Annotated in this window: 15 protein-coding genes, 2 pseudogenes and 1 riboswitch; of the genes and pseudogenes, 4 read left to right on the forward strand and 13 right to left on the reverse strand. The window is 46.7% G+C overall.

The features are described 5' to 3' along the window. Window positions 1-198: 198 nt before the first annotated feature. Window positions 199-315, forward strand: a complete 117-nt coding sequence (locus tag QUA62_RS27515) for a hypothetical protein (protein ID WP_333408011.1) — start codon at window positions 199-201, stop codon at window positions 313-315. Between the two features lie 396 nt (window positions 316-711). On the opposite strand, the gene thiC is transcribed toward QUA62_RS27515, so the two are convergent. The 6 genes and pseudogenes from thiC to QUA62_RS27545 form a co-directional block, all read right to left on the reverse strand. After that, on the reverse strand, window positions 712-2085 hold the full coding sequence (gene thiC, locus QUA62_RS27520; RefSeq protein ID WP_333408012.1) for a phosphomethylpyrimidine synthase ThiC: 1374 nt from the start codon (window positions 2083-2085) through the stop codon (window positions 712-714). Between the two features lie 7 nt (window positions 2086-2092). Then, window positions 2093-2189, reverse strand: a riboswitch (TPP riboswitch). 198 nt (window positions 2190-2387) lie between these two features. Next, window positions 2388-3206 (reverse strand): annotated as a pseudogene (locus tag QUA62_RS27525) (Uma2 family endonuclease). Between the two features lie 115 nt (window positions 3207-3321). Beyond that, window positions 3322-3882: a Uma2 family endonuclease gene (locus QUA62_RS27530; protein WP_333408013.1), complete on the reverse strand. Its 561-nt coding sequence runs from the start codon at window positions 3880-3882 to the stop codon at window positions 3322-3324. A gap of 325 nt (window positions 3883-4207) precedes the next feature. Beyond that, window positions 4208-6484 carry a tetratricopeptide repeat protein gene (locus QUA62_RS27535; protein ID WP_333408014.1) on the reverse strand — a complete coding sequence of 759 codons (2277 nt, stop codon included), beginning with the start codon at window positions 6482-6484 and terminating at the stop codon, window positions 4208-4210. Between the two features lie 226 nt (window positions 6485-6710). Then, the gene (locus QUA62_RS27540) at window positions 6711-7583 is read right to left on the reverse strand and encodes a 6-carboxytetrahydropterin synthase (protein ID WP_333073396.1); all 873 of its coding nucleotides are present in this window, start codon (window positions 7581-7583) and stop codon (window positions 6711-6713) included. A 48-nt stretch (window positions 7584-7631) separates the two neighbouring features. Continuing rightward, window positions 7632-7955, reverse strand: a complete 324-nt coding sequence (locus QUA62_RS27545; protein ID WP_333408015.1) for a hypothetical protein — start codon at window positions 7953-7955, stop codon at window positions 7632-7634. 65 nt (window positions 7956-8020) lie between these two features. On the opposite strand from QUA62_RS27545, the gene QUA62_RS27550 reads away from it, so the two are divergent. Both QUA62_RS27550 and QUA62_RS27555 read left to right on the forward strand, forming a co-directional pair. Then, the gene (locus QUA62_RS27550; protein ID WP_333408016.1) at window positions 8021-9520 is read left to right on the forward strand and encodes a cyclic nucleotide-binding domain-containing protein; all 1500 of its coding nucleotides are present in this window, start codon (window positions 8021-8023) and stop codon (window positions 9518-9520) included. Next, window positions 9510-9671 (forward strand): hypothetical protein, encoded by a 162-nt coding sequence (locus QUA62_RS27555; protein WP_333408017.1) that lies wholly within the window; start codon window positions 9510-9512, stop codon window positions 9669-9671. The genes QUA62_RS27550 and QUA62_RS27555 overlap by 11 nt, the downstream gene beginning before the upstream one ends. On the opposite strand, the gene QUA62_RS27560 is transcribed toward QUA62_RS27555, so the two are convergent. The 6 genes from QUA62_RS27560 to QUA62_RS27585 form a co-directional block, all read right to left on the reverse strand. Then, complete coding sequence (locus QUA62_RS27560; protein ID WP_190661556.1) at window positions 9654-10334, reverse strand: DnaJ domain-containing protein; 681 nt, start codon at window positions 10332-10334, stop codon at window positions 9654-9656. The genes QUA62_RS27555 and QUA62_RS27560 overlap by 18 nt on opposite strands. Window positions 10335-10881: 547 nt before the next feature. Beyond that, window positions 10882-11844 carry a cysteine synthase A gene (gene cysK / locus QUA62_RS27565; RefSeq protein ID WP_333408018.1) on the reverse strand — a complete coding sequence of 321 codons (963 nt, stop codon included), beginning with the start codon at window positions 11842-11844 and terminating at the stop codon, window positions 10882-10884. 58 nt (window positions 11845-11902) lie between these two features. Continuing rightward, window positions 11903-12343 carry an Rrf2 family transcriptional regulator gene (locus QUA62_RS27570; protein WP_242716025.1) on the reverse strand — a complete coding sequence of 147 codons (441 nt, stop codon included), beginning with the start codon at window positions 12341-12343 and terminating at the stop codon, window positions 11903-11905. A gap of 395 nt (window positions 12344-12738) precedes the next feature. Then, the gene (locus tag QUA62_RS27575) at window positions 12739-14937 is read right to left on the reverse strand and encodes an iron uptake porin (protein ID WP_333408019.1); all 2199 of its coding nucleotides are present in this window, start codon (window positions 14935-14937) and stop codon (window positions 12739-12741) included. 292 nt (window positions 14938-15229) lie between these two features. Next, complete coding sequence (locus QUA62_RS27580; RefSeq protein ID WP_333408020.1) at window positions 15230-16879, reverse strand: HD domain-containing phosphohydrolase; 1650 nt, start codon at window positions 16877-16879, stop codon at window positions 15230-15232. 159 nt (window positions 16880-17038) lie between these two features. Beyond that, the gene (locus tag QUA62_RS27585) at window positions 17039-17320 is read right to left on the reverse strand and encodes a 4a-hydroxytetrahydrobiopterin dehydratase (RefSeq protein ID WP_190736199.1); all 282 of its coding nucleotides are present in this window, start codon (window positions 17318-17320) and stop codon (window positions 17039-17041) included. A 517-nt stretch (window positions 17321-17837) separates the two neighbouring features. On the opposite strand from QUA62_RS27585, the gene QUA62_RS27590 reads away from it, so the two are divergent. Beyond that, entirely contained in the window at window positions 17838-18026 is a 189-nt protein-coding gene (locus QUA62_RS27590) for a hypothetical protein (RefSeq protein ID WP_333408021.1), read from the forward strand. 196 nt (window positions 18027-18222) lie between these two features. On the opposite strand, the pseudogene QUA62_RS27595 reads toward QUA62_RS27590, so the two are convergent. Continuing rightward, a pseudogene (locus QUA62_RS27595) lies at window positions 18223-18363 on the reverse strand (photosystem II D2 protein (photosystem q(a) protein)); the annotation flags it as partial.

An 18363-nucleotide genomic window follows, 5' to 3' on the forward strand; every position in this document is an offset into this window, starting at 1 on the left:
TTTGCTCAACAATAGCTCAAAGCTACTATTCTGCTTTTTTAAGCATTTATACTTATTGCAAAAGTGACACGCTCCCGGTAATAAATATCTAGAGGCTATGCCTCGATTGAAAAGTAGTAGAAAATATAAGCTTTTACCGCCGGCTTAATGGCCCTGAAAAAAATCCATTTTATTGACTTATTCTCAGGAATAGGCGCCATGAGATTAGCGTTTGAATCCGCCGCTTGTTCCTTGAATTTGGAAACGGAATGCCTCTTAAGCAGCGAAATCAATCCCGATGCTCAGTTAGTTTACCAGTACCGGGTAGGCGACTAATTGGCTATCGTGGTGGCAATTCTCTTCCTTCTTGGGAACTGGGTTTGCGAGGCGAGTGCAGTTTAGAAGAAATTGAGTTGATGAAGAGTTTTATATTGAAAAGGCGAAATAAAGAATTTGGGCCTGACCCAGATGATAAGCTATTAACTAAAGAGCAAATAGCTACTTTTTTTGCTCATCCCAATCTGGATAAAATTCTCGATTCTTTGGTAACAAAAAAGTACCTGCAAGGGAACATCGCAATTCTCCTTTTCGGAAACTCCTTTTAATATAACCTGAAGTAATGTGCGCCATCAGCACCATAGTTTTGGGCGAGCAGGATGCCCGCCCGACAAGAAACGCAACAGGTAGACAATTAAGTAAGGTGCGCCATCAGCACCCTACGAATTAATCCAATTAGCTTTGGGCTACAGGTTCCTTAGCCAAAAACTTCTCTAATTCCGTCAAAGCATCGGCATCAACTTTAGTCTGCATCGGACAGAACTTAGGCCCGCACATTGAACAGAATTCAGCAGTTTTGTAGATATCCGCCGGCAAAGTTTCGTCGTGATATTCTTTTGCCCGTTCTGGATCTAATGACAGCTCAAATTGACGGTTCCAATCGAAATTGTAACGCGCTTTCGAGAGTTCGTCATCGCGATCGCGCGCACCCGGACGCCGGCGCGCAATATCTGCAGCGTGAGCCGCGATTTTGTAAGCAATCAGCCCGTTTCGGACATCCTCAGCATCCGGCAATCCTAAGTGTTCCTTCGGTGTCACGTAACACAGCATTGCAGTACCGTACCAACCAGCCATCGCCGCCCCAATTGCTGAGGTAATGTGGTCGTATCCAGGCGCAATATCAGTCACCAACGGCCCCAAAACATAGAAGGGTGCTTCGGAACATTCCTCCATTTGTTTCTTGACATTAAACTCAATTTGATCCATCGGCACGTGACCGGGGCCTTCCACCATTACCTGCACGTCATGTTCCCAAGCTTTGCGAGTTAATTGTCCCAAAGTTTTGAGTTCAGCTAATTGAGCTTCATCCGACGCATCGTGAGTGCAACCGGGGCGCAGAGAATCTCCCAAACTAAACGAAACATCGTATTTTTTGAAGATTTCAATGATGTCGTTAAAGTGAGTGTAGAGAGGATTTTGTTTGTGGTGATGCAGCATCCACCGCGCCAAAATTCCGCCACCGCGAGAGACAATTCCAGTTAGCCGATTTTTTACCAACGGCAAATGCTCGATCAAAATTCCGGCGTGAATTGTTTGGTAATCAACACCTTGTTGAGCGTGTTTGTCAATGATGTGAAGAAAGTCATTGGGCGTCAGACTTTCCATATTACCGTGAACGCTTTCTAGTGCTTGGTAAATTGGTACAGTACCGATCGGCACCGGTGAAGCTTTGATAATCGTAGTGCGAATTTCATCCAAATTGCCGCCGCCGGTGGACAAGTCCATCACGGTATCAGCGCCGTATTTCACTGCTAATTTAAGCTTGTCAACTTCTTCTTCCATATTGGAAGAGTTGGGAGATGCACCGATATTAGCATTGACTTTGCATTTAGAGGCAATGCCGATCGCCATCGGTTCTAAATTCGTGTGATTGATATTAGCGGGAATAATCATCCGTCCCCGCGCTACTTCGGCGCGGATAAGTTCTGGCGGGAGATTTTCTCGCTTAGCAACAAAGTGCATTTCCTCAGTAATTACACCTTGGCGGGCGTAGTGCATCTGAGATACATTGGTGTGCCCCTGACGCTTAGCGATCCATTCGGTACGCATATTTAATTTCCTTGATAAACAGCTTCCCTCCGCTGGTATTACCCAGACTCAGGTTCTAAGGGTGTTTTCTCAGCCCGGATATTCGGGCACCCCTAGCTAAGCTGTTGATTGTATCACCGATTTCTGTGCGCGAAGCCAGCAACTAAGGAAATCTTAATATTGGGATATAGATGAGGGGAGCGAGCGCCCTTTTGGGGCTTCTGATATTTCTGCTGTTTAAAAAGTGCGTAAAGCGAAGCTATCTTCCCGCAGGGGTTCCCAAAGGGTAGGGAATCGCACCCTATTTAACAACCTAAAAACTATCACACCTCATCAGGATTAATCCCCATTTCGCGCAATTTTGCTGCTAGGCGATCGGCGCGTTGTTTTTCTTCCTCCGCGCGAAGGCTTTCTTGTTGTGCGCGAAGGCTTTCTCGTTCTGCCCGCAGGTGTTCTTCTGCCGCACGTTCCTCTCCAATTAACAGCAAATTTCCTTCACTATCCCACCAACGCAACCAAGGTAAATTCATCTCATCATATTCACCTTGCCAAATTCCCAACTCAACTCCAAGCTGAGGAATCGGATAGCGACCGCGCTCATTTACACTCATGCGCTGATAGCAATTGTCTTCTAAGTGATACATTTCTACAGCAGCTTTTTTCACTTCATAAATGCCGTAGTAAGGCACGCGAATCGCCTGTTCGTAAACCCAAAATTTTCCCACCTTTTGTTCTTCGGCTTGACCGGGTTCGGGCGGCGGCGTTCTATCTCGCTCTTATGCACCGTTGCCCGACACAAATTCCAAAACAATCAGCGGTGCAACGTATTCTTTCCACAATACATAAGAACGTCGCACTTCACCATTTAATAGTGGGGGAACATTCGGCACATAAAACCAATCGGGCGCTTCGGCACCGCGTTCGAGAGGGTCAGTTAAACGCCAATAAATCCCACAATCTTGACCGATGCGATAGCGTCCGTCAGGATGAATTCGTTGCAAAATGGGTCGGAGTGAATCAGTGAGAATAATGCTTTGAGGAAGTTCTTGAAAGTTTTTCACAAAAGTACCATCGGACTCTGGCAGTTCAGTGTGGTCTGGGAGATGGGTGACGTCCAATTCAAATGATTTGGCAATAGTCATAACACTTGCGCTGATTTGAGGAATTAAACTTATTATAGTAAAACGTAGAAGCGAAATTTGGCGAATTCAAATCACTCCCTAAATTAGTAAAGTTTAATAAGAAAAAAAAAATCTATTAACCCAATATAAAATCAACGCTCACTTCCAATTCGGGAAAAGCCAGCGGCGCGGCTTGTTGACCCCGCCAAAACTTGAGCATTAAACTATAACCGTTCGGGCCGGGCTGACGGTAGACTTCCAAACAATTTTCAACTAAATCTACTAGCCAAACTTCCTGAATTAGCGATCGAGCGTAAATGGATACTTTCACATCTCTGTCATAATCAACCGTACTATCTGAAACTTCAACTAACAGCAAAACTTCAGACGGTACTGGATGGGCTGTGGCGTAGTAGTCAGCGCGAGGTTGCAGCAATACAACATCCGGTTGAGGTTCAGTGCGCTCAGTCAACTGGATAGGGTCTTGGACGCCCAGAGTGGCCCGATCTTCTGGAATGAGGCTGAAGCGCCTGGTAAGACGCTTAACAGAACTTGCGTGACGAGTACCAATTGCAGCCATTTTAACAATCTCTCCTTCTATGAGTTCTACCCGATCGCCCTCGGAGAGAATACCAGCCTCAGTCATCAAATGATATTCTTTTACTGTAAATAACCGTTTTTGAAGCTGAACAGACATATAACTATTCTCCTCGTTTGCAGCTTACCTAAATTTACCATAAAAAAAACCGCCCCAAACGGAGCGGAAAAAAGAGGAAAAACTTAGATGACAAACCGTAGACAAAAAGCATTTAAATGTCCGCTATCAAGTCGGTTTAAATACTCTCAATAACTGTAGGGATGGTTCATCGCCAACTATTAATACAGTTGAATTTGAGTGCTGTTGCAAAAGTTTAGCTCGATATACAGGCAAAATATTCTCATCCATTGCCAACTTAAAACTAGAGCTTGCCTCCCGATTCCCTGACACTTAGGAATTTTGAAGAACCGGATTTTGACTGAGTTTAAGTCTCTTTTTCCCCGGATTCAATTTTGTCTGTATCGTGCTTTAATTCTGATACAATTGCGCCTCGATCACGCCAAGCTTCGGCATTTTCGGGTTTGATGGCAATAGCTCGATCGTAAGCTGCCATTGCTTCCTCATAGCGCTTTAATTCAGACAAGACTATCCCCAGATGACGCCAAGCATCGTAGGAGTCTGGCTTAATAGCAATCGCTTTCTCATAAGCTGCGATCGATTCTTCATGGCGCTGCAATTTTGCCAAAGATTCGCCTTTACCAAACCAAGCTTCGTAACACTCGGAATTAAGGGTAATTGCTGATTCGTAAGAGGCAATTGCTGCTTCGTGCTGCGACAGTTTGTCGAAAGCTGCGCCTCGGTTGTGCCACACTTCAAAATCCTGCGGTTTAAGGGCTATTGCTTTGTCGTAGGATTCGATCGATTCTTGATATCGCTGCATTTTTCCAAACACAGCGGCTTTATTGTACCAAACTTCGTATTTATCGGGCCGGATGCCGATCGCCCGATCGTAAGAATCAATAGCATCACTGTAGCGGAGCAGTCTCCACAACATATTGCCTCGATTGTACCAAGTTTCATATCTCTTGGGATTGAGTTCAAGAGCGCGATCGTAAGAATCAACTGCTGCTGCGTACTGCTGTACTCTGGCCAGCATCGCACCTCGGTTGTGCCAAATTTCGCTGTCGGTTGCTTTGATAGCGAGGGCGCGATCGTAACTGGCGATCGCTTCTTCGTAATGCTGCAATTGACCCAACAAAGCCGCTATACTGTGCCAACAACCGTATTTTCTAGATTCGCTCAAACTTGCTCGCTCGTAACAGGCGATCGCCTCTTCGTACCTGTGCATTTTTCCCAGCAAGTACGCTTTATTATACCACACTTCGTAGTTATCTGGTTTAATCGATAGTGCTTGGTCGTAAGAGGCGAGTGCTTCTTCCGGGCGCTGCAATCTTATTAACACATTTCCGCGCCAATACCAAGCCTCATCCAAATTTTTATTCGCTAAAATAGCTTTTTCCAAGCAGCCTAATGCCTCATCATAATTTCCTTGAAAATAAAGTCCTTCGGCTTGCTTGATATAATCGTCACCAATCAACTTTTCGTCGCTAGCAGGTGCCGTTTGCGAATTTTGGGAAGTGTTTAAAGGCGGTTGAGGTGCGACTTTGAGAGCTTCTTTGGCAACAACTGCGGGAACTTGGGAAATTTCTTGAACAATTTGAGATTTTTTCTCGTCAACTTCTGTCCGCAAAACTTGCAGGTGCATGATAAATTGAGATTTGAGAGTCTCAATTTGCTCGACGGAAGATTTGGAAAGTTCAGTTTCTCTAGTTAAAAAATCAATAGATTGTTTAGCTGCTGTCATTTGCGCTTCTAATTCATTCCTCAACTTTTGAGTCAGTTGGCTAGAATTTATGAGTTCTGATTCCAATACACCAATGCCTTGCAATCGTTTATTGGCATCCGCAACCAAGTGTTTGATGATCAGCCGTCGCATCATCCAAAAAAAGGCAATTGTCACTGGTGGAAATACAGTACCAAGAATTAGTAAAATATTGAGCAAAGTTATGGTACTATTAAAACCGTATCCAGATTCTGAACTGCCACTAGACGGGGAGATAAAAGCGACAACCTCGCGAACTTGAGGATTGCTCTCAACCCCAGTTTCGATTAATTTAGCCAGCCAAGTTTCTTGTAAAGATTTTGTTAGTTCATCGCCGGATGCAGCAGGAGTATTCGCCTTGGTTTTTGCACTAGCAGATAAATCGGGTTGAGCGGCCGCTACCAGCAAACCAGTGGGCGATTTTACAGCAATTCGCGGGGAAAATTGTTCGTGGGCGATCGTCTCAGGCTCGCTAATTGACTCAGCCCGACGGGATAGGGTAGTATTTAGGAAAAATTGTTCGTGAGCGATCGTCTCAGGCTCGCTAATTGACTCAGCCCGACGGGATAGGGTAGTATTTGGAGAAAATTGTTCGTGGGCGATCGTCTCAGGCTCACTAATTGACTCAGCCGGACGCGATTCAGTATTATTTACGGCATCAACAAAGTTGCTAGCTTGCGGTGTCTGAGGAGAAATAGGAGGTGCAGCAGGATTGGTGCTAGTATTAGCAGTTAAATTGTGGGATGCAAGGGCAGCCAGAGTCAGGAGAGCTACATTTGAGACGCGCATAAACGTCAACTCATTTAGGAGAAATTGGTGCTTGGTTGTCAGCGATCGGACGATCGACCTCATCGTCTCAGCAGTTAGAATAGCTGACATGAGGAATGCTGACTTACTATCTCCAAAATACGCGCGAAGTCTGACTTTTCAGGAAAACTGCCAGTAATTCTGGCTGTGTAACTTTGATGAAAGAATATATTCTCGCGCCTCATGCGGTTGGATAACTCTCGGAATCTATCATTAGGCTGGTAGGGGTGGCTTCACCAATCTGCACAATTAGCCACCTATCCCGGTGAACCCGCCCCAGCCGACCCGATTTTTAACTCTAAACGCCAGCTAAAACCGCTTCCGGCTGCTGATGTTCAACCGCCACTTCTTCTAAATCAGCGCCGAAAATTTCACAGCTATTATTCGGACTTTCAATCAGCTTAATCTTGTGCAACTCTGCGCCCAATTCCCGAACGGGCGCAAGCAACAATTGCCCGATCCGAACAGCAATATTCTCCGCAGTCGGCACAACGTTCTCAAAATAAGCAATATCCTTATTTAAAAAAGTGTGATCGAAAGGTTCAACAACATAATCGTCAACGGCTTTTTGCAAAGCTCCCAAATCAGCAATCATGCCAGTCCGCGCATCAATTTCTCCTTTAACTGTCACCTCTAAATGATAATTGTGACCGTGACCGTTGGGACGAGCACATTTGCCGTAAATTTCCGAGTTTTCTTCAAAGCTCAAATCGGGACGAGCCAACCGATGGGCCGCACTAAAATGAGTGGACAAAGTTAGATAAGCTTCCATTCCGTTTCCTAAATATTCAGCCCAAAGTTCGGGATGTTCAAACAATTGAATTTTACTCACAGGCAAATGAGGGGCTAGCCGCAGCCAAATTTGCCGTGCTATGTTTTCGGTAGTTGGCAGAGTCTGCTCAAATTCCGGCCACGCTTCGTTAAGGTAGGAAAAATCGAGATCCTTGATAACTTCCCGCTTGATGACGTGCTTGACATCAGACAGGTTGAGCACCATGCCGTACTCGTCGAGTTCGCCTATCATGGAAACGTAAAGGACGTAATTGTGTCCGTGTCCCGGTGCGCGGGCAGTTGGGCCAAACCGCTCAAAGTTCTCGGCTTCGCTTAACTCCGGCAGCCAGTACCGGTGACTCGCCGAAAACTGTGCCCGACGATTGATGATGCACTGCATAAAAGTCAAGTAGTGTAAGCTTGTTAAGTTCTGTAAAGGACTTACTTCTTAAGGATAAACTAATTTTTGCTGGAATTTTTCGATTATTTGAGGGTGCTGTAAATGAATTTCTATCAATTTTCCAAATATTGGCAACAAGTCGCTCGATCGCGCCGCAGGGCCCTTTTTACGCCACAACACAGATATCCGGCAGAAAATACCGCTACAAAACCGTTTTTCGCCACCAGTTACTAACCCATCAGTTACCAGCCTTTGAGAAAGTGCGTGAAGCGGATCTATCCCGTTCGCGAAGCGTTCCCGAAGGGTAGGGAATCGACCTTTTTTGCAACACAGGGCACTCCACCGTTCGAGTTTTTCGCCTAAGCTCTGCAATAGTTAGCAGTTTGCGGTTCAATTGCGCTCAAAACTAATCACCAATTACCCATTACCAAATATTAATGAATTGGATTACTGTACGAGCCGATCGCTTTTTTGAACATTTCTGGGGTGCGATGACAACCCCGCTATTCTATATCGGGGACACTCATCTGTCCATCAGTGCGATCGTCAAACTGATAATCTTAGCTATATTTGCCTTCATTATAGCTAAGATTATCAGTGAAGGAATCAAGCGCAGCCTGCTAGTTCGGATGGGATTGGATCGCGGCAGTCGAGAAGCAATTTCTACGATCATTAGCTATATTTTAGCCACTATTGGCTGTATATTCGTCCTGCAAGGTTCCGGCATCAACCTCACTTCTCTCACCGTCTTAGCTGGGGTTGTCGGCATTGGTTTCGGCTTCGGCTTGCAAAATCTCGCCAGCAACTTTATCAGCGGTCTCACCCTGCTCTTCGAGCACCAAATTAGAGTCGGAGACTTTATTGAAATAGACAAGTTATTAGGAACAGTAGAAACAATTTCGATTCGCTCTACAATTATTAAAACAATTGACGGTCTATTTGTAATCATACCAAATATTAAGTTTGTCGAAACTAACATTATTAACTGGAGTTACAGAGACCCCCGATGTCGCCTCCACATCCCCGTGGGCGTTGCTTACGGATCTGACCCAGTAATAGTTACGGAAGCGCTGTTAATTGCGGCGCGGATGGAACCGAATGTCTTGTCCCATCCTTCTCCTAAAGTATGGTTTCACGGTTTTGGAGATAACGCTTTAAATTTTGAACTTTTAGTTTGGATTGACCAGCCGCAGGAAAGCGATGCTATTAAAAGCGCGGTAAATTTTTTAATAGATTACGAATTGCGCCACCGAAATATCGAAATTCCCTTTCCCCAGCGGGATTTGTGGCTGCGAAACCCGCAAGAGTTAACTCAACTTTTTCACAATAACAAAGACGATAATTCCAACGGAAAACTTTTTCCGCAGAATGCCAAACATTCAGCCGACTTAAAATCTAATTCCACCGTTTCTGAACCTAAAAATTCAGCGCCTAAATCCCCCAATAATTGGACGCTGCGAGATTTGTTGCGGCGAGTAACTTATTTTGAACAGTGTACGGATTTAGAACTGCGGCAGTTAATTGAATACGGCTACCGACAACTGTTTCCAGCGGGACAGGTGGTATGTAAGGAAAATGACCCTGGCGATTCTTTTTATATTATTCTTTCAGGTACTGTAGAAGTTCTTTCTCAAAAAGCCGGTCAGTATATTGCTACGCTTCATGAGGGCGAGTTTTTTGGGGAAATATCTTTGCTGTTGGGTACTCCGAGAACGGCGACTGTTAAAACTAGCGAAGATGCAATTTTGTTTGTGGTGGAACGTCACGATTTGCAAAAACTTTTAAGAGAACAACCCAATTTAGCCGATCAGATTGCTCAAAAATTGTCGGAACGCCAGCAAGCTTTGAGAGATTTGGGATTGTTAGATGGCGACTCTCTGGAACAAACTCCTTTTATTAAAATTCGCAAGCGAATTCAAGTTCTTTTTGGAATTTGAAAGAAGGAAGAAGGAAGAGGGAAGAGGGAAGAAGGAAGAAGGAAGAGGGAAGAGGGAAGAGGGAAGAAGGAAGAAAGAAGAGGGAAGAGGGAAGAGGGAAGAAGGAAGAAGGAAGAGGGAACAATCTGCTTTTTTAACTTTTAATTTTTAATTCATCCTGCGCTTCCCGCCGCAGTCTAGCGGCAATTCTAAACAGTTCTTGACCGGTGTGCAAGTGGCGATCGTCATAATTGAGGGTAAATAGCTGCAATTCTTCTATTCCGTCTCCGACTTGATTGATGCTGTAGTAGAGATAGGCCGCAACTCCGGCTACATTAGATGGATTGGGCATCGATGTAAAAAAGTTATGAGCTTTTTTGAGATACTCGCGGCTGGTTTCGATATAAAGTTGAAACTTTTCTATCAGTTCGTCATCAAACGGATCTGCGGACAACTCGTCTATTTCCTTTTTAAGCGGCTTCAAGATGCTGTTGAGCATTTTATTGACGGGTTTGTATACTTTAATCAGCCACTGTTCCATTTGTTCGTCAGCGTCCCGTGCTGTTTGTGTTTGCTGGCGGCTGACGTTTGGTGCGACTGGTGATTGCTGTTCGGTTTGCTCGTCCATTAGACGATCGTAAGATTGTCTGTGCTGGGCGTCTCCTAATATTTCATAGGCTGCATTGAGGCGGACAATCTCTTCGTGATCGGCTTTGGAGCTGTGGCTGTCTGGATGAAATATTTTGACTAAACGGCGGTATGCTTGTTTAATCTCGGCTTGTGTTGCGGTTGGGCTAATCTTTAAGGTTTTGTAGTGATTGGTAACGGAAGACACGCTGTTATTTCCTTGAAATCTGGATAATCGGCGAAAAAGTGCTTGACAAAAATATCATTATTTGCTAATTTATTAGGTATTTATCTGATATAAATGCCAAAAAGTGTAAGTTGAAAACGTCAGTTTTCAAATTATCATAAATCTATTTTAGAAAAAGATTGAGGCTTTTGAAGTGGCAAGCCGATCGATATTGCGGACTCTTATATAGCAATCCTAAATCATTTGTGAATTTCTTACTCCCTCCCCTTACCAAGGGGAGGGTTGGGGTAGGGTAAAAAATTTACGACTCATTTGGGACTCCTCTAGCGCTCCTCCCACCAATTGTTACCTCCTTCTCTTGTCTTCCTTCCCGACAACAGCGCTTACCCGCCGTTTCCCTAACGCGCTGAAAGCAGTTCGTTCAAAAAAAAGCGCCTTCAGAAATTCGGCCTCGCTGGCGATCGAGGAAGCTACAATATATCGCCATTCTTTAATCTACTAAAAAGCCAAGCAGGGCGTACACTGTACGCCCTGCTCTCTATTTCTGCTACTTGGGCCGGAGGCTAGCCTAGTTGAGGGCCATCGCCAGATTGAGTTCTGGATCTTGGAACAAGGGAGTGCTGAGATAGCGTTCGCCGAAGCTAGGCTGAATCATCACAATCAATTTCCCTGCATTTTCCGGACGCTGGCCGACTTTCACCGCCGCACATAGTGCTGCACCGCTGGAAATACCGGACAAAATTCCTTCTTCTCTGGCCAAGCGCCGGCTGTAGGCGATCGACTCGTCATCGGTAACAACTATAATTTCGTCGATCGAATCCACATTCAGCACCGGTGGCACAAAACCAGCACCGATACCTTGAATTTTGTGAGGCCCTGGCTTTCCGCCCGACAGTACCTGACTGTTGGCCGGCTCAACGGCGATCGCCTTAAACTCGGGTTTCCGCGACTTAATCACCTCTGCGACACCCGTAATCGTACCGCCCGTGCCGACTCCCGAAATCAGGAAATCCACCTCGCCGTCTGTATCTTCCCAAATTTCCTCAGCCGTTGTCGAACGGTGAACCTGCGGGTTCGCTGGATTCCGAAACTGCTGCAACATATACGCATTGGGAGTTGTGTCCACAATCTCTTGAGCGCGGCGGATGCAGCCGCTCATGCCCTCTATTCCGGGAGTCAGTTCTAGTTGGGCCCCGTAAGCTCGCAGCATCGATCTGCGTTCCGTGCTCATCGTATCAGGCATGGTCAAAATCAACTGGTAGCCCTTAGCCGCCGCCACCATTGCCAGAGCAATTCCGGTATTGCCAGAAGTCGGTTCCACTAAAACCGTTTTGCCTGGACTAATCAGCCCTTCTGCCTCGGCTTGATTGACCATACTGACACCGATGCGGTCTTTCACCGATGATGCCGGATTCATGCCTTCGAGTTTTACCACAATCCGAGCCAAGCAGCCTTCGGCTTGGGGAATGCGGTTGAGTTGCACCAGAGGCGTCCGCCCTACCAATTCTGTAATGTCGCCAGCAATACGCATAATCTTTGTCAGTTTGTGGTTGAAAGTAAATGTTAATTCCTAGTTGGCAATATTTTAACTAGATGTAATACATGATATCGAGCTGCCGTCTGCCATTGCGCTTTTCGCACAGATCCTGTAGCGTGTATTTTTGCAAAACTGAGTTGGCAATCGATCGAGCTTCCTGCCAAACTTCCCAAATCACCGCACTTTCTACAGTTTGAGCAGGCGAGTCTTTTTCAGATCGATCGAACTCTGAGCCTTCGAGACAGTTAATAATTTCTAGGAGTGTAATTTTCCACGGTTCCCTCGCCAAGATATAACCTCCCTTGGCTCCTCGCTGGCTGCGAATCAGCCCGCAGCGTCTCATAGTAGCCAACAACTGCTCTAAATATCGATCGGGAATATTTTGCTGAGCTGCTATCTGGCGAATTTGCAGAGGCTCGCCTTCTTCGTAGCAATCGGCAAGCTCCAGCAAAGCTAAGATTGCGTATTCGCTTTTACAGGAGAGTTCTACCATACTTGCTTCCAATACCAGAATTATCAACTCCGAAGTCAGATGTTAAAACTCTCCTCAATGTTGAGTTCCCAATTCTAACTCCTCACTTTACCTTTTATTATACCCCGGTTTTCCACTGAACTTAATCGACTTTCGTCACTTCATCCTTGGGACGATCGGCAATCTGAACCAAACAAACCCCGTTTCTCATTTCAACTCCCTCCGCTTCCAGCACGGTCTTATTTCAAGAAACGGGTTGTCTGCCTCTATGACTGATAATTTTTTATTTTTAATATATTCTTGGCGCCCCCTTCGTCCGGCAAACAAGAAAGCCCTGCAGCAGGCAGGGCTAAACTTGGCATCTTAGAGTTGCCAGCAGAGAGGGTATGACCCGCCCTGCCTCCTCTAACCCGCTCTTAGAACGTGAAAGTAGTTCTCAGAGTACCAATGAGGATGTCATCATTATCCTCATCTTGATTAGGATTTTTCACCCAAATCACGCCCGGAGTAACAGAAATGTTGTCCGAAAGCTGAAACTTGTAGAACCCTTCGACGTGATAGGAATCATCGTTGCGGAAGCTCCGCAAACTCCTCGAAGCTTCAAGTTTATCCAAGTAAGGCTCACGACCTACCACGAACCCTAGCAAGTTGCCTTCTTTCCCTAAATCAGGCAAAGCCAAGGTTACAGCGTAGTTCCAGATTCTCGCATCGCCGATGCCGATAATGCGGGCATTGGTTAAACCGGCCCAGCCACCAAGGATAAATCTCGGGCTCAGTCGCAACGAAGCCTGAGCGCCGTAGGAGTTGCTGACAACTTTGCGAGCCCGGAAGCCCCCAAAGCCTTCGCTCAAACCGTTGAGAGAATTAGCCACGCCGGTACCCGTGAAACCGCCGAGAGTGCCTGGCCCATTCGCTAAACCATTGTCAAACCCAAAGTTACCTCTGCCAAAGTAACCGTGGTTATAGTTGAAAGCCACTTGCAAGTTGCGTCCGGGGGTAAAAGTCAACTGACCCATCGCCGCGTAGTCGCCGTTCAACAAGCCTGCACCCCTAGCCGGACTGGCTGCTGTTGACGCCAAATAACCGAAGGACAGAGAAGTCGGCCCGAACACGCCGCCCAGCAAGCCCCTGCCACCGAAGGCATAGTCAAAGCCAATACCTGCGCCACCGCCCAAGCGGTAGATGGGGTTGCGCTGTCCAAAGGTACTCAATGACCCGTTGCCACCGTCAAAGTCTTCAAAGTAAGGGTTGACAGTCGGCATAATGTCGTCCCAAACGCCAGCGTTGGCTATCAGGCTAACGTTCAGCCGCTGACCGACCGGGAACTTGTATAGCAAGGTGTCGAGGGCAACAACGTTGTCGGTTCTGCCGACAAAATTCCAAGTTTGAGTGCCTTCGCTAGTAGCCCCAACGTTAAATCTTTGACCGTTGCCGACTTGAAGCCTGGTCAGCAGCAAGTCTCTGCCGGTGAAGCTCGTATTTAAATTGAGACGCACCCGATGTTGGAAGACAGCTTCGTTATTGTTGCTGCCGATTCTTTCGCCGTCTCTGCCAAAAACGCTAACGTCGCTACTAAAGTCATCGCTGAGAGCGAAAATCGCTTCCCCAGTCAGCTTGGTAGTGGTGGAGAATTGGTTAGCTTCGAGTTCGGCTGTCCGAGCTTCCAAAGCATCGACGCGACCGCGCAGGGTTGCCAGTTCCGCTGCAAATTCTTCTTGGAGCCGTTGGAGGGCTGCCAAGTCATCTCTCGTAGCGAAGTTGCCAGTGCCACCTCTAATTAGCTCGCTCACCTTGTCTAAGCAAGCATTTAAACCGGCTGCGAATTCGTAGCGGGTCATTGCCCGGTTGCCGCGGAAGGTGCCGTCGGGATAACCGGCAATACAGCCGTAGCGCTCGACTAGGGATTGCAGTGCTTGGAAGGCCCAGTCTGTGGGCCGCACGTCGGAAAGTTGAGATACTGAGGTAACTTGACCTTCAGTTTCGCCGCCGGCAGTACCTTCACTGGTGTACTGGTTGAGCTGTTCTAATGTGGCGGCTGGGTTTTGCTCTTGCGGTGCGGCAGTTTGGGCTAAAGATTCAGCCGGTTTTGGCAAACTTTGTTCTGTCGCCTCTGCCACTGCCGGGGCTGGAGTTTCTAATTGAACTGCACCGATTTGCTCTGGGAGAGCGGTAGCTGCCGGGGCTGGAATTTCTAGTTGGGCTGCCGGGGCAGAATTTTCTACTGGTTGAGCGACTGTTGGCTCAACTGCGGCTAAAGATTCACTTGTAGGTTGTGATGCCGCTTGGGGATTTGCCTCAGCAGGGGCTGCGTTGGCTCCGACGATCGCATTTTCAGTTGCAACCGTGGCCCAATCTGCAGTCGCTGCCTGAGTTTCGCTGCCTGCGGCTTGGGAAATTTCTTCTACTGGCTCGGAGGCTGCAGTTGTTTCGGAAACAGCCGCTAAAGCATTTAGTTTCGCTTCGGAGGTTTCAGCGGTTTCAGCTTTTGCGACAGCGGGATTGAGCGCATCAGCAGCCTGCTGAGCGTCTGCTGCCATCGCGCTCGAAGAAACTACTAGGGTAGCTCCTAAGACTGCTGGGCTGATTAGTAAGTAACTCCACAAAAATTTCGACATATTCACTCTCATCCTCACACCGATTACAGAGAAACTTTTCTAGTCTTCTATGTGGTCAGTCGTTGCTCAACTAGCATACTCTAAAAAGAGACCTAAAATTCACTTTTTCTTTTGATTCTTTCGGGCTGACCGAGTATATAGATGTGACTGACGGCTGCAGAGAGCCTGTTTTTTTACCTGTACTCAACGGCGTCAAAACCCGACCAGACTTGGGCTGTCGATTGATTTTACTGATGACACTTGATAGCGCCCGATCGCCTATTTACTTTTTAGCACAGCACGCCCGACTCGTCTAGGCTGATTCGACTTTAACACTCAAGCTGTGTCCGAGGACGCTAAAGACTTGGCGGTTATCGAACAGTTCTAACAAATCGGCGTTAATTTTGTTGTGAGCTGCTTCTTGCCGCAAAATTTTCATCGCTGCCTCTGTACGCAGGGCTCGCTTGTAGGGTCTATCGCCTGCTGTCAGGGCGTCGTAAATATCGGCGATCGTCATCAATTGCGCTTGAATTGGAATTTCTGACTTGTTTAGGCCTCGCGGATAGCCTGTGCCGTCGAGTTTTTCGTGATGTCCGTAGGCAATGTCTGGAACATTTTTCAAATCCTTTGTCCAAGGAATTTGTTTCAGAAACTCGTAAGTGTGAGTTACGTGAAATTCTATTGCCGATCGTTCTTCCTGCGTCAGGTTGCCCCTCGACACCATCAATTGCACGATCTCGTCTGGGTTCAGCAGGGGTTTCTTTGCCCCATCTATATCTCTGTAAGTTTGTCGAGAAATTTCTCGCAGTTGAGCTAGGGGTTCTGCTGCCAAAATGTGAGGCTCGTTTGCCTCTAGCAGCACTTCCCAGTATTCTGCTAATCTGGTTTTCGCCTCTGCTAGCTTAGTGTCTAGCTGTTCGATTTCCTGGCATTGAGCGCACTCTGGCTCCTGGATCGAGTGTTTTCGGTAGGCTGAATGCTCCAGCAAGTATTTATATTTAGACTGAACGCATTCCATTTCCATCGTCCGTTGAGCTAAGCCAAAGCGGTGGCGAATGATTTCTAGCTGTGCGGGGTAGAGCTTTTTCTGTTTGGTCAAAACTGCTTCGGGCACTCCTATTTTGCCAAAATCGTGCAGTAGGGCGGCGTAGCGAAGTTCTTGAATTTGGCGGTTGTTAAAGTAAATAGAGCGCAGTTGTCCGCTGCTGACGGTGTTTACTTCTTCTGAAAGGCGTACTGTCAGGGCTGCTACTCGTTCTGAATGGCCGTAGGTACAGGGGTCTCTGGCTTCTATGACTTGCACCGAGGCTTTGACGAAGCCCTCGAACAAATTTTCTATGCTGTCTTGGAGTTGATTGCGCTCGATCGAGATTGCTGCTTGAGAAGCGAGCGATCGAACTATCCTTTCTTCCCACTCCGAATACTGCTGCGTCGATTCCCAGGCATTGTCTGCTGTCAGCACCGTCTCTGCCTTTGTTTTGCGGTTGATCAGTTGCAGTACACCTATTGTCTCCCCCTGTCGGTTTTGCATCGGCAGTACCATTACCGAGCAGGTGCGGTAATTAATATCCCTGTCAAAACTGGTATCTAGCCGGTAGGGTACGCCCGAGGGTAAGTCGTAGGCATCAGAGAGGTTTAAACTTTGACCTGTAATTGCCACGTATCCTGCCAAGCTTTTGTCTGTCAGGGGCAGAGCAAACTCTTTAAACGACAGGCTCGGTTTAGAAGCGTTTTGGGCTACCTTGAACAGCAGCTTAGGTGTTTCGTCGCTGTGATCTACTAAGTAAACGCTGCCAGCATCGCTGTAGGTAATTTCCCTACTTTTGGATAAAATTAAGTTTAACAACTCGCCCAAATCTTGGGCGCTCGACAGAGCCGCGCCAATATCTAAAAGCTTTTCTATAAGATCGGTTTTTTCTGCTGCAGACTCGTTCTTGAACTCTGGCTTTTCAAATACGATCATGGTCGGATGATGGGGAATAGCCTTTTATACATTGAACGTTGGGCCTCTCGACTTATTCACACCCGATTTTAACCCCAAGTCGATTTTTTATTTGCGAGCTTTCCGCGATCGGGGACTGTGGCTAGATCCAGGACTCTTGTCGGGTCAACTGGCACTCTTTTAATCGAGCGCAGAAATCTCTTGGGCTAGCGCAAAGTCTTTCTCAGTTAAGCCTCCGGCATCGTGGGTTGTCAAGTTAACTGTAACTTTGTTGTAGGAGATTTCTATGTCGGGGTGATGTCCTGCGGCTTCTGAGGGGGCGACCAACTTATTTACAAAGGCGATCGCTTCGATAAAATCTTTAAATAAACGGGTAGAGCGCAGTTGTTTACCTTCAATTGTCCAACCTGACAATTGACTGGCGCGCTCTTGAATTTCAGTATGGTTAATTAGCTCAGCCATAATTTTTTTTCTTTGGGATTAGCAATGGCAGATTAACTGCCCACCTGTAGAAACCCTGCCCAAAAACTATCCGCTCTCACCAATAGCGTTTAGCCTCAAGTTTTAATACTTAAGATTTAACACTATTTGAGGTGAGAGCGGTCTAGCGGGTCTTCAGATTAGAACCTGACTGCCGGGAGAATCCCTAGCTCAGCCTGGTTCCCCGTGGAAGTCGTTTCCCGTTGGAGACGACGGCTGACTGCTAGTGAGCGGCCCCGGCGCACAGCCGGTAGTTTCCAATCTGATGACCCATGCGTTTACTACTTTCTATCATGGGCATCACCTCCAGGTTTAGCTAAATGGCTTAATATTGGAACGCACATCACCTAAATACAAGATTTAAGGTGATGATTTGTGCGCTAGCCATTGCCAGCGTTACCAGAAGAACTTGCGTTCTGAGTATCATTCTAGTATTCACAATTATTAGAATAACACAAGGAATTAGAAGTGGGGGGATACAAATTGAGATTTTTGTAAAATGATGGCAAATTACTGCTGCTGCAAGGTCTTCGATCGATCTCTACAGCAAGCGGGCGATCGCAGTTTCGGCCATTTGCCTATATTTTCTTCAGAATCCGGGCTGTGCGGTTATCAGGTACCTTGCAAGTCTGGCGGCGGGGAAAGGCCGATCGATTTCTTGCCAGATAGGAAAGTTCACCAGATATAAAGACACAAGTTGTTCTAGCTACAGGCAGAGTTGGTTTTTTTACAAAATCAACTTTTTTTAGGGCGTTAATTCGATCGAATCCTGGAAACAAAAAGCTCCTGCCTGGTGGCGGGAGCTTTTTGAGCATTAAGGGTAAAGCCTAAACTGCTTTATCTTACCCTTTTAAAATGTTGGGAATTTTGATATTTCGCGCTGATTACAGAGCGTTACCGCGAGGCAGAACTTCTTCAGGGAAGATGTAGTTTTCGTGAGGTTGGTCGGTAGGAGCCATCCAAGCACGAATGCCTTCGTTAAGCAGAATGTTCTTAGTGTAGAACGTTTCAAACTCAGGATCTTC

Source organism: Microcoleus sp. MON1_C1 (assembly GCF_036701945.1).
Lineage (GTDB): Bacteria > Cyanobacteriota > Cyanobacteriia > Cyanobacteriales > Microcoleaceae > Microcoleus.

Bases quoted from the DNA above. Each gene is read 5' to 3' on its own strand.
- QUA62_RS27515 (WP_333408011.1), top strand. From the start codon at position 199: ATGAGATTAGCGTTTGAATCCGCCGCTTGTTCCTTGAATTTGGAAACG.
- thiC (WP_333408012.1), bottom strand. From the start codon at position 2,085: ATGCGTACCGAATGGATCGCTAAGCGTCAGGGGCACACCAATGTATCT.
- QUA62_RS27530 (WP_333408013.1), bottom strand. From the start codon at position 3,882: ATGTCTGTTCAGCTTCAAAAACGGTTATTTACAGTAAAAGAATATCAT.
- QUA62_RS27535 (WP_333408014.1), bottom strand. From the start codon at position 6,484: ATGTCAGCTATTCTAACTGCTGAGACGATGAGGTCGATCGTCCGATCG.
- QUA62_RS27540 (WP_333073396.1), bottom strand. From the start codon at position 7,583: ATGCAGTGCATCATCAATCGTCGGGCACAGTTTTCGGCGAGTCACCGG.
- QUA62_RS27550 (WP_333408016.1), top strand. From the start codon at position 8,021: ATGAATTGGATTACTGTACGAGCCGATCGCTTTTTTGAACATTTCTGG.
- cysK (WP_333408018.1), bottom strand. From the start codon at position 11,844: ATGCGTATTGCTGGCGACATTACAGAATTGGTAGGGCGGACGCCTCTG.
- QUA62_RS27570 (WP_242716025.1), bottom strand. From the start codon at position 12,343: ATGGTAGAACTCTCCTGTAAAAGCGAATACGCAATCTTAGCTTTGCTG.
- QUA62_RS27575 (WP_333408019.1), bottom strand. From the start codon at position 14,937: ATGTCGAAATTTTTGTGGAGTTACTTACTAATCAGCCCAGCAGTCTTA.
- QUA62_RS27580 (WP_333408020.1), bottom strand. From the start codon at position 16,879: ATGATCGTATTTGAAAAGCCAGAGTTCAAGAACGAGTCTGCAGCAGAA.
- QUA62_RS27585 (WP_190736199.1), bottom strand. From the start codon at position 17,320: ATGGCTGAGCTAATTAACCATACTGAAATTCAAGAGCGCGCCAGTCAA.
- QUA62_RS27590 (WP_333408021.1), top strand. From the start codon at position 17,838: ATGATGGCAAATTACTGCTGCTGCAAGGTCTTCGATCGATCTCTACAG.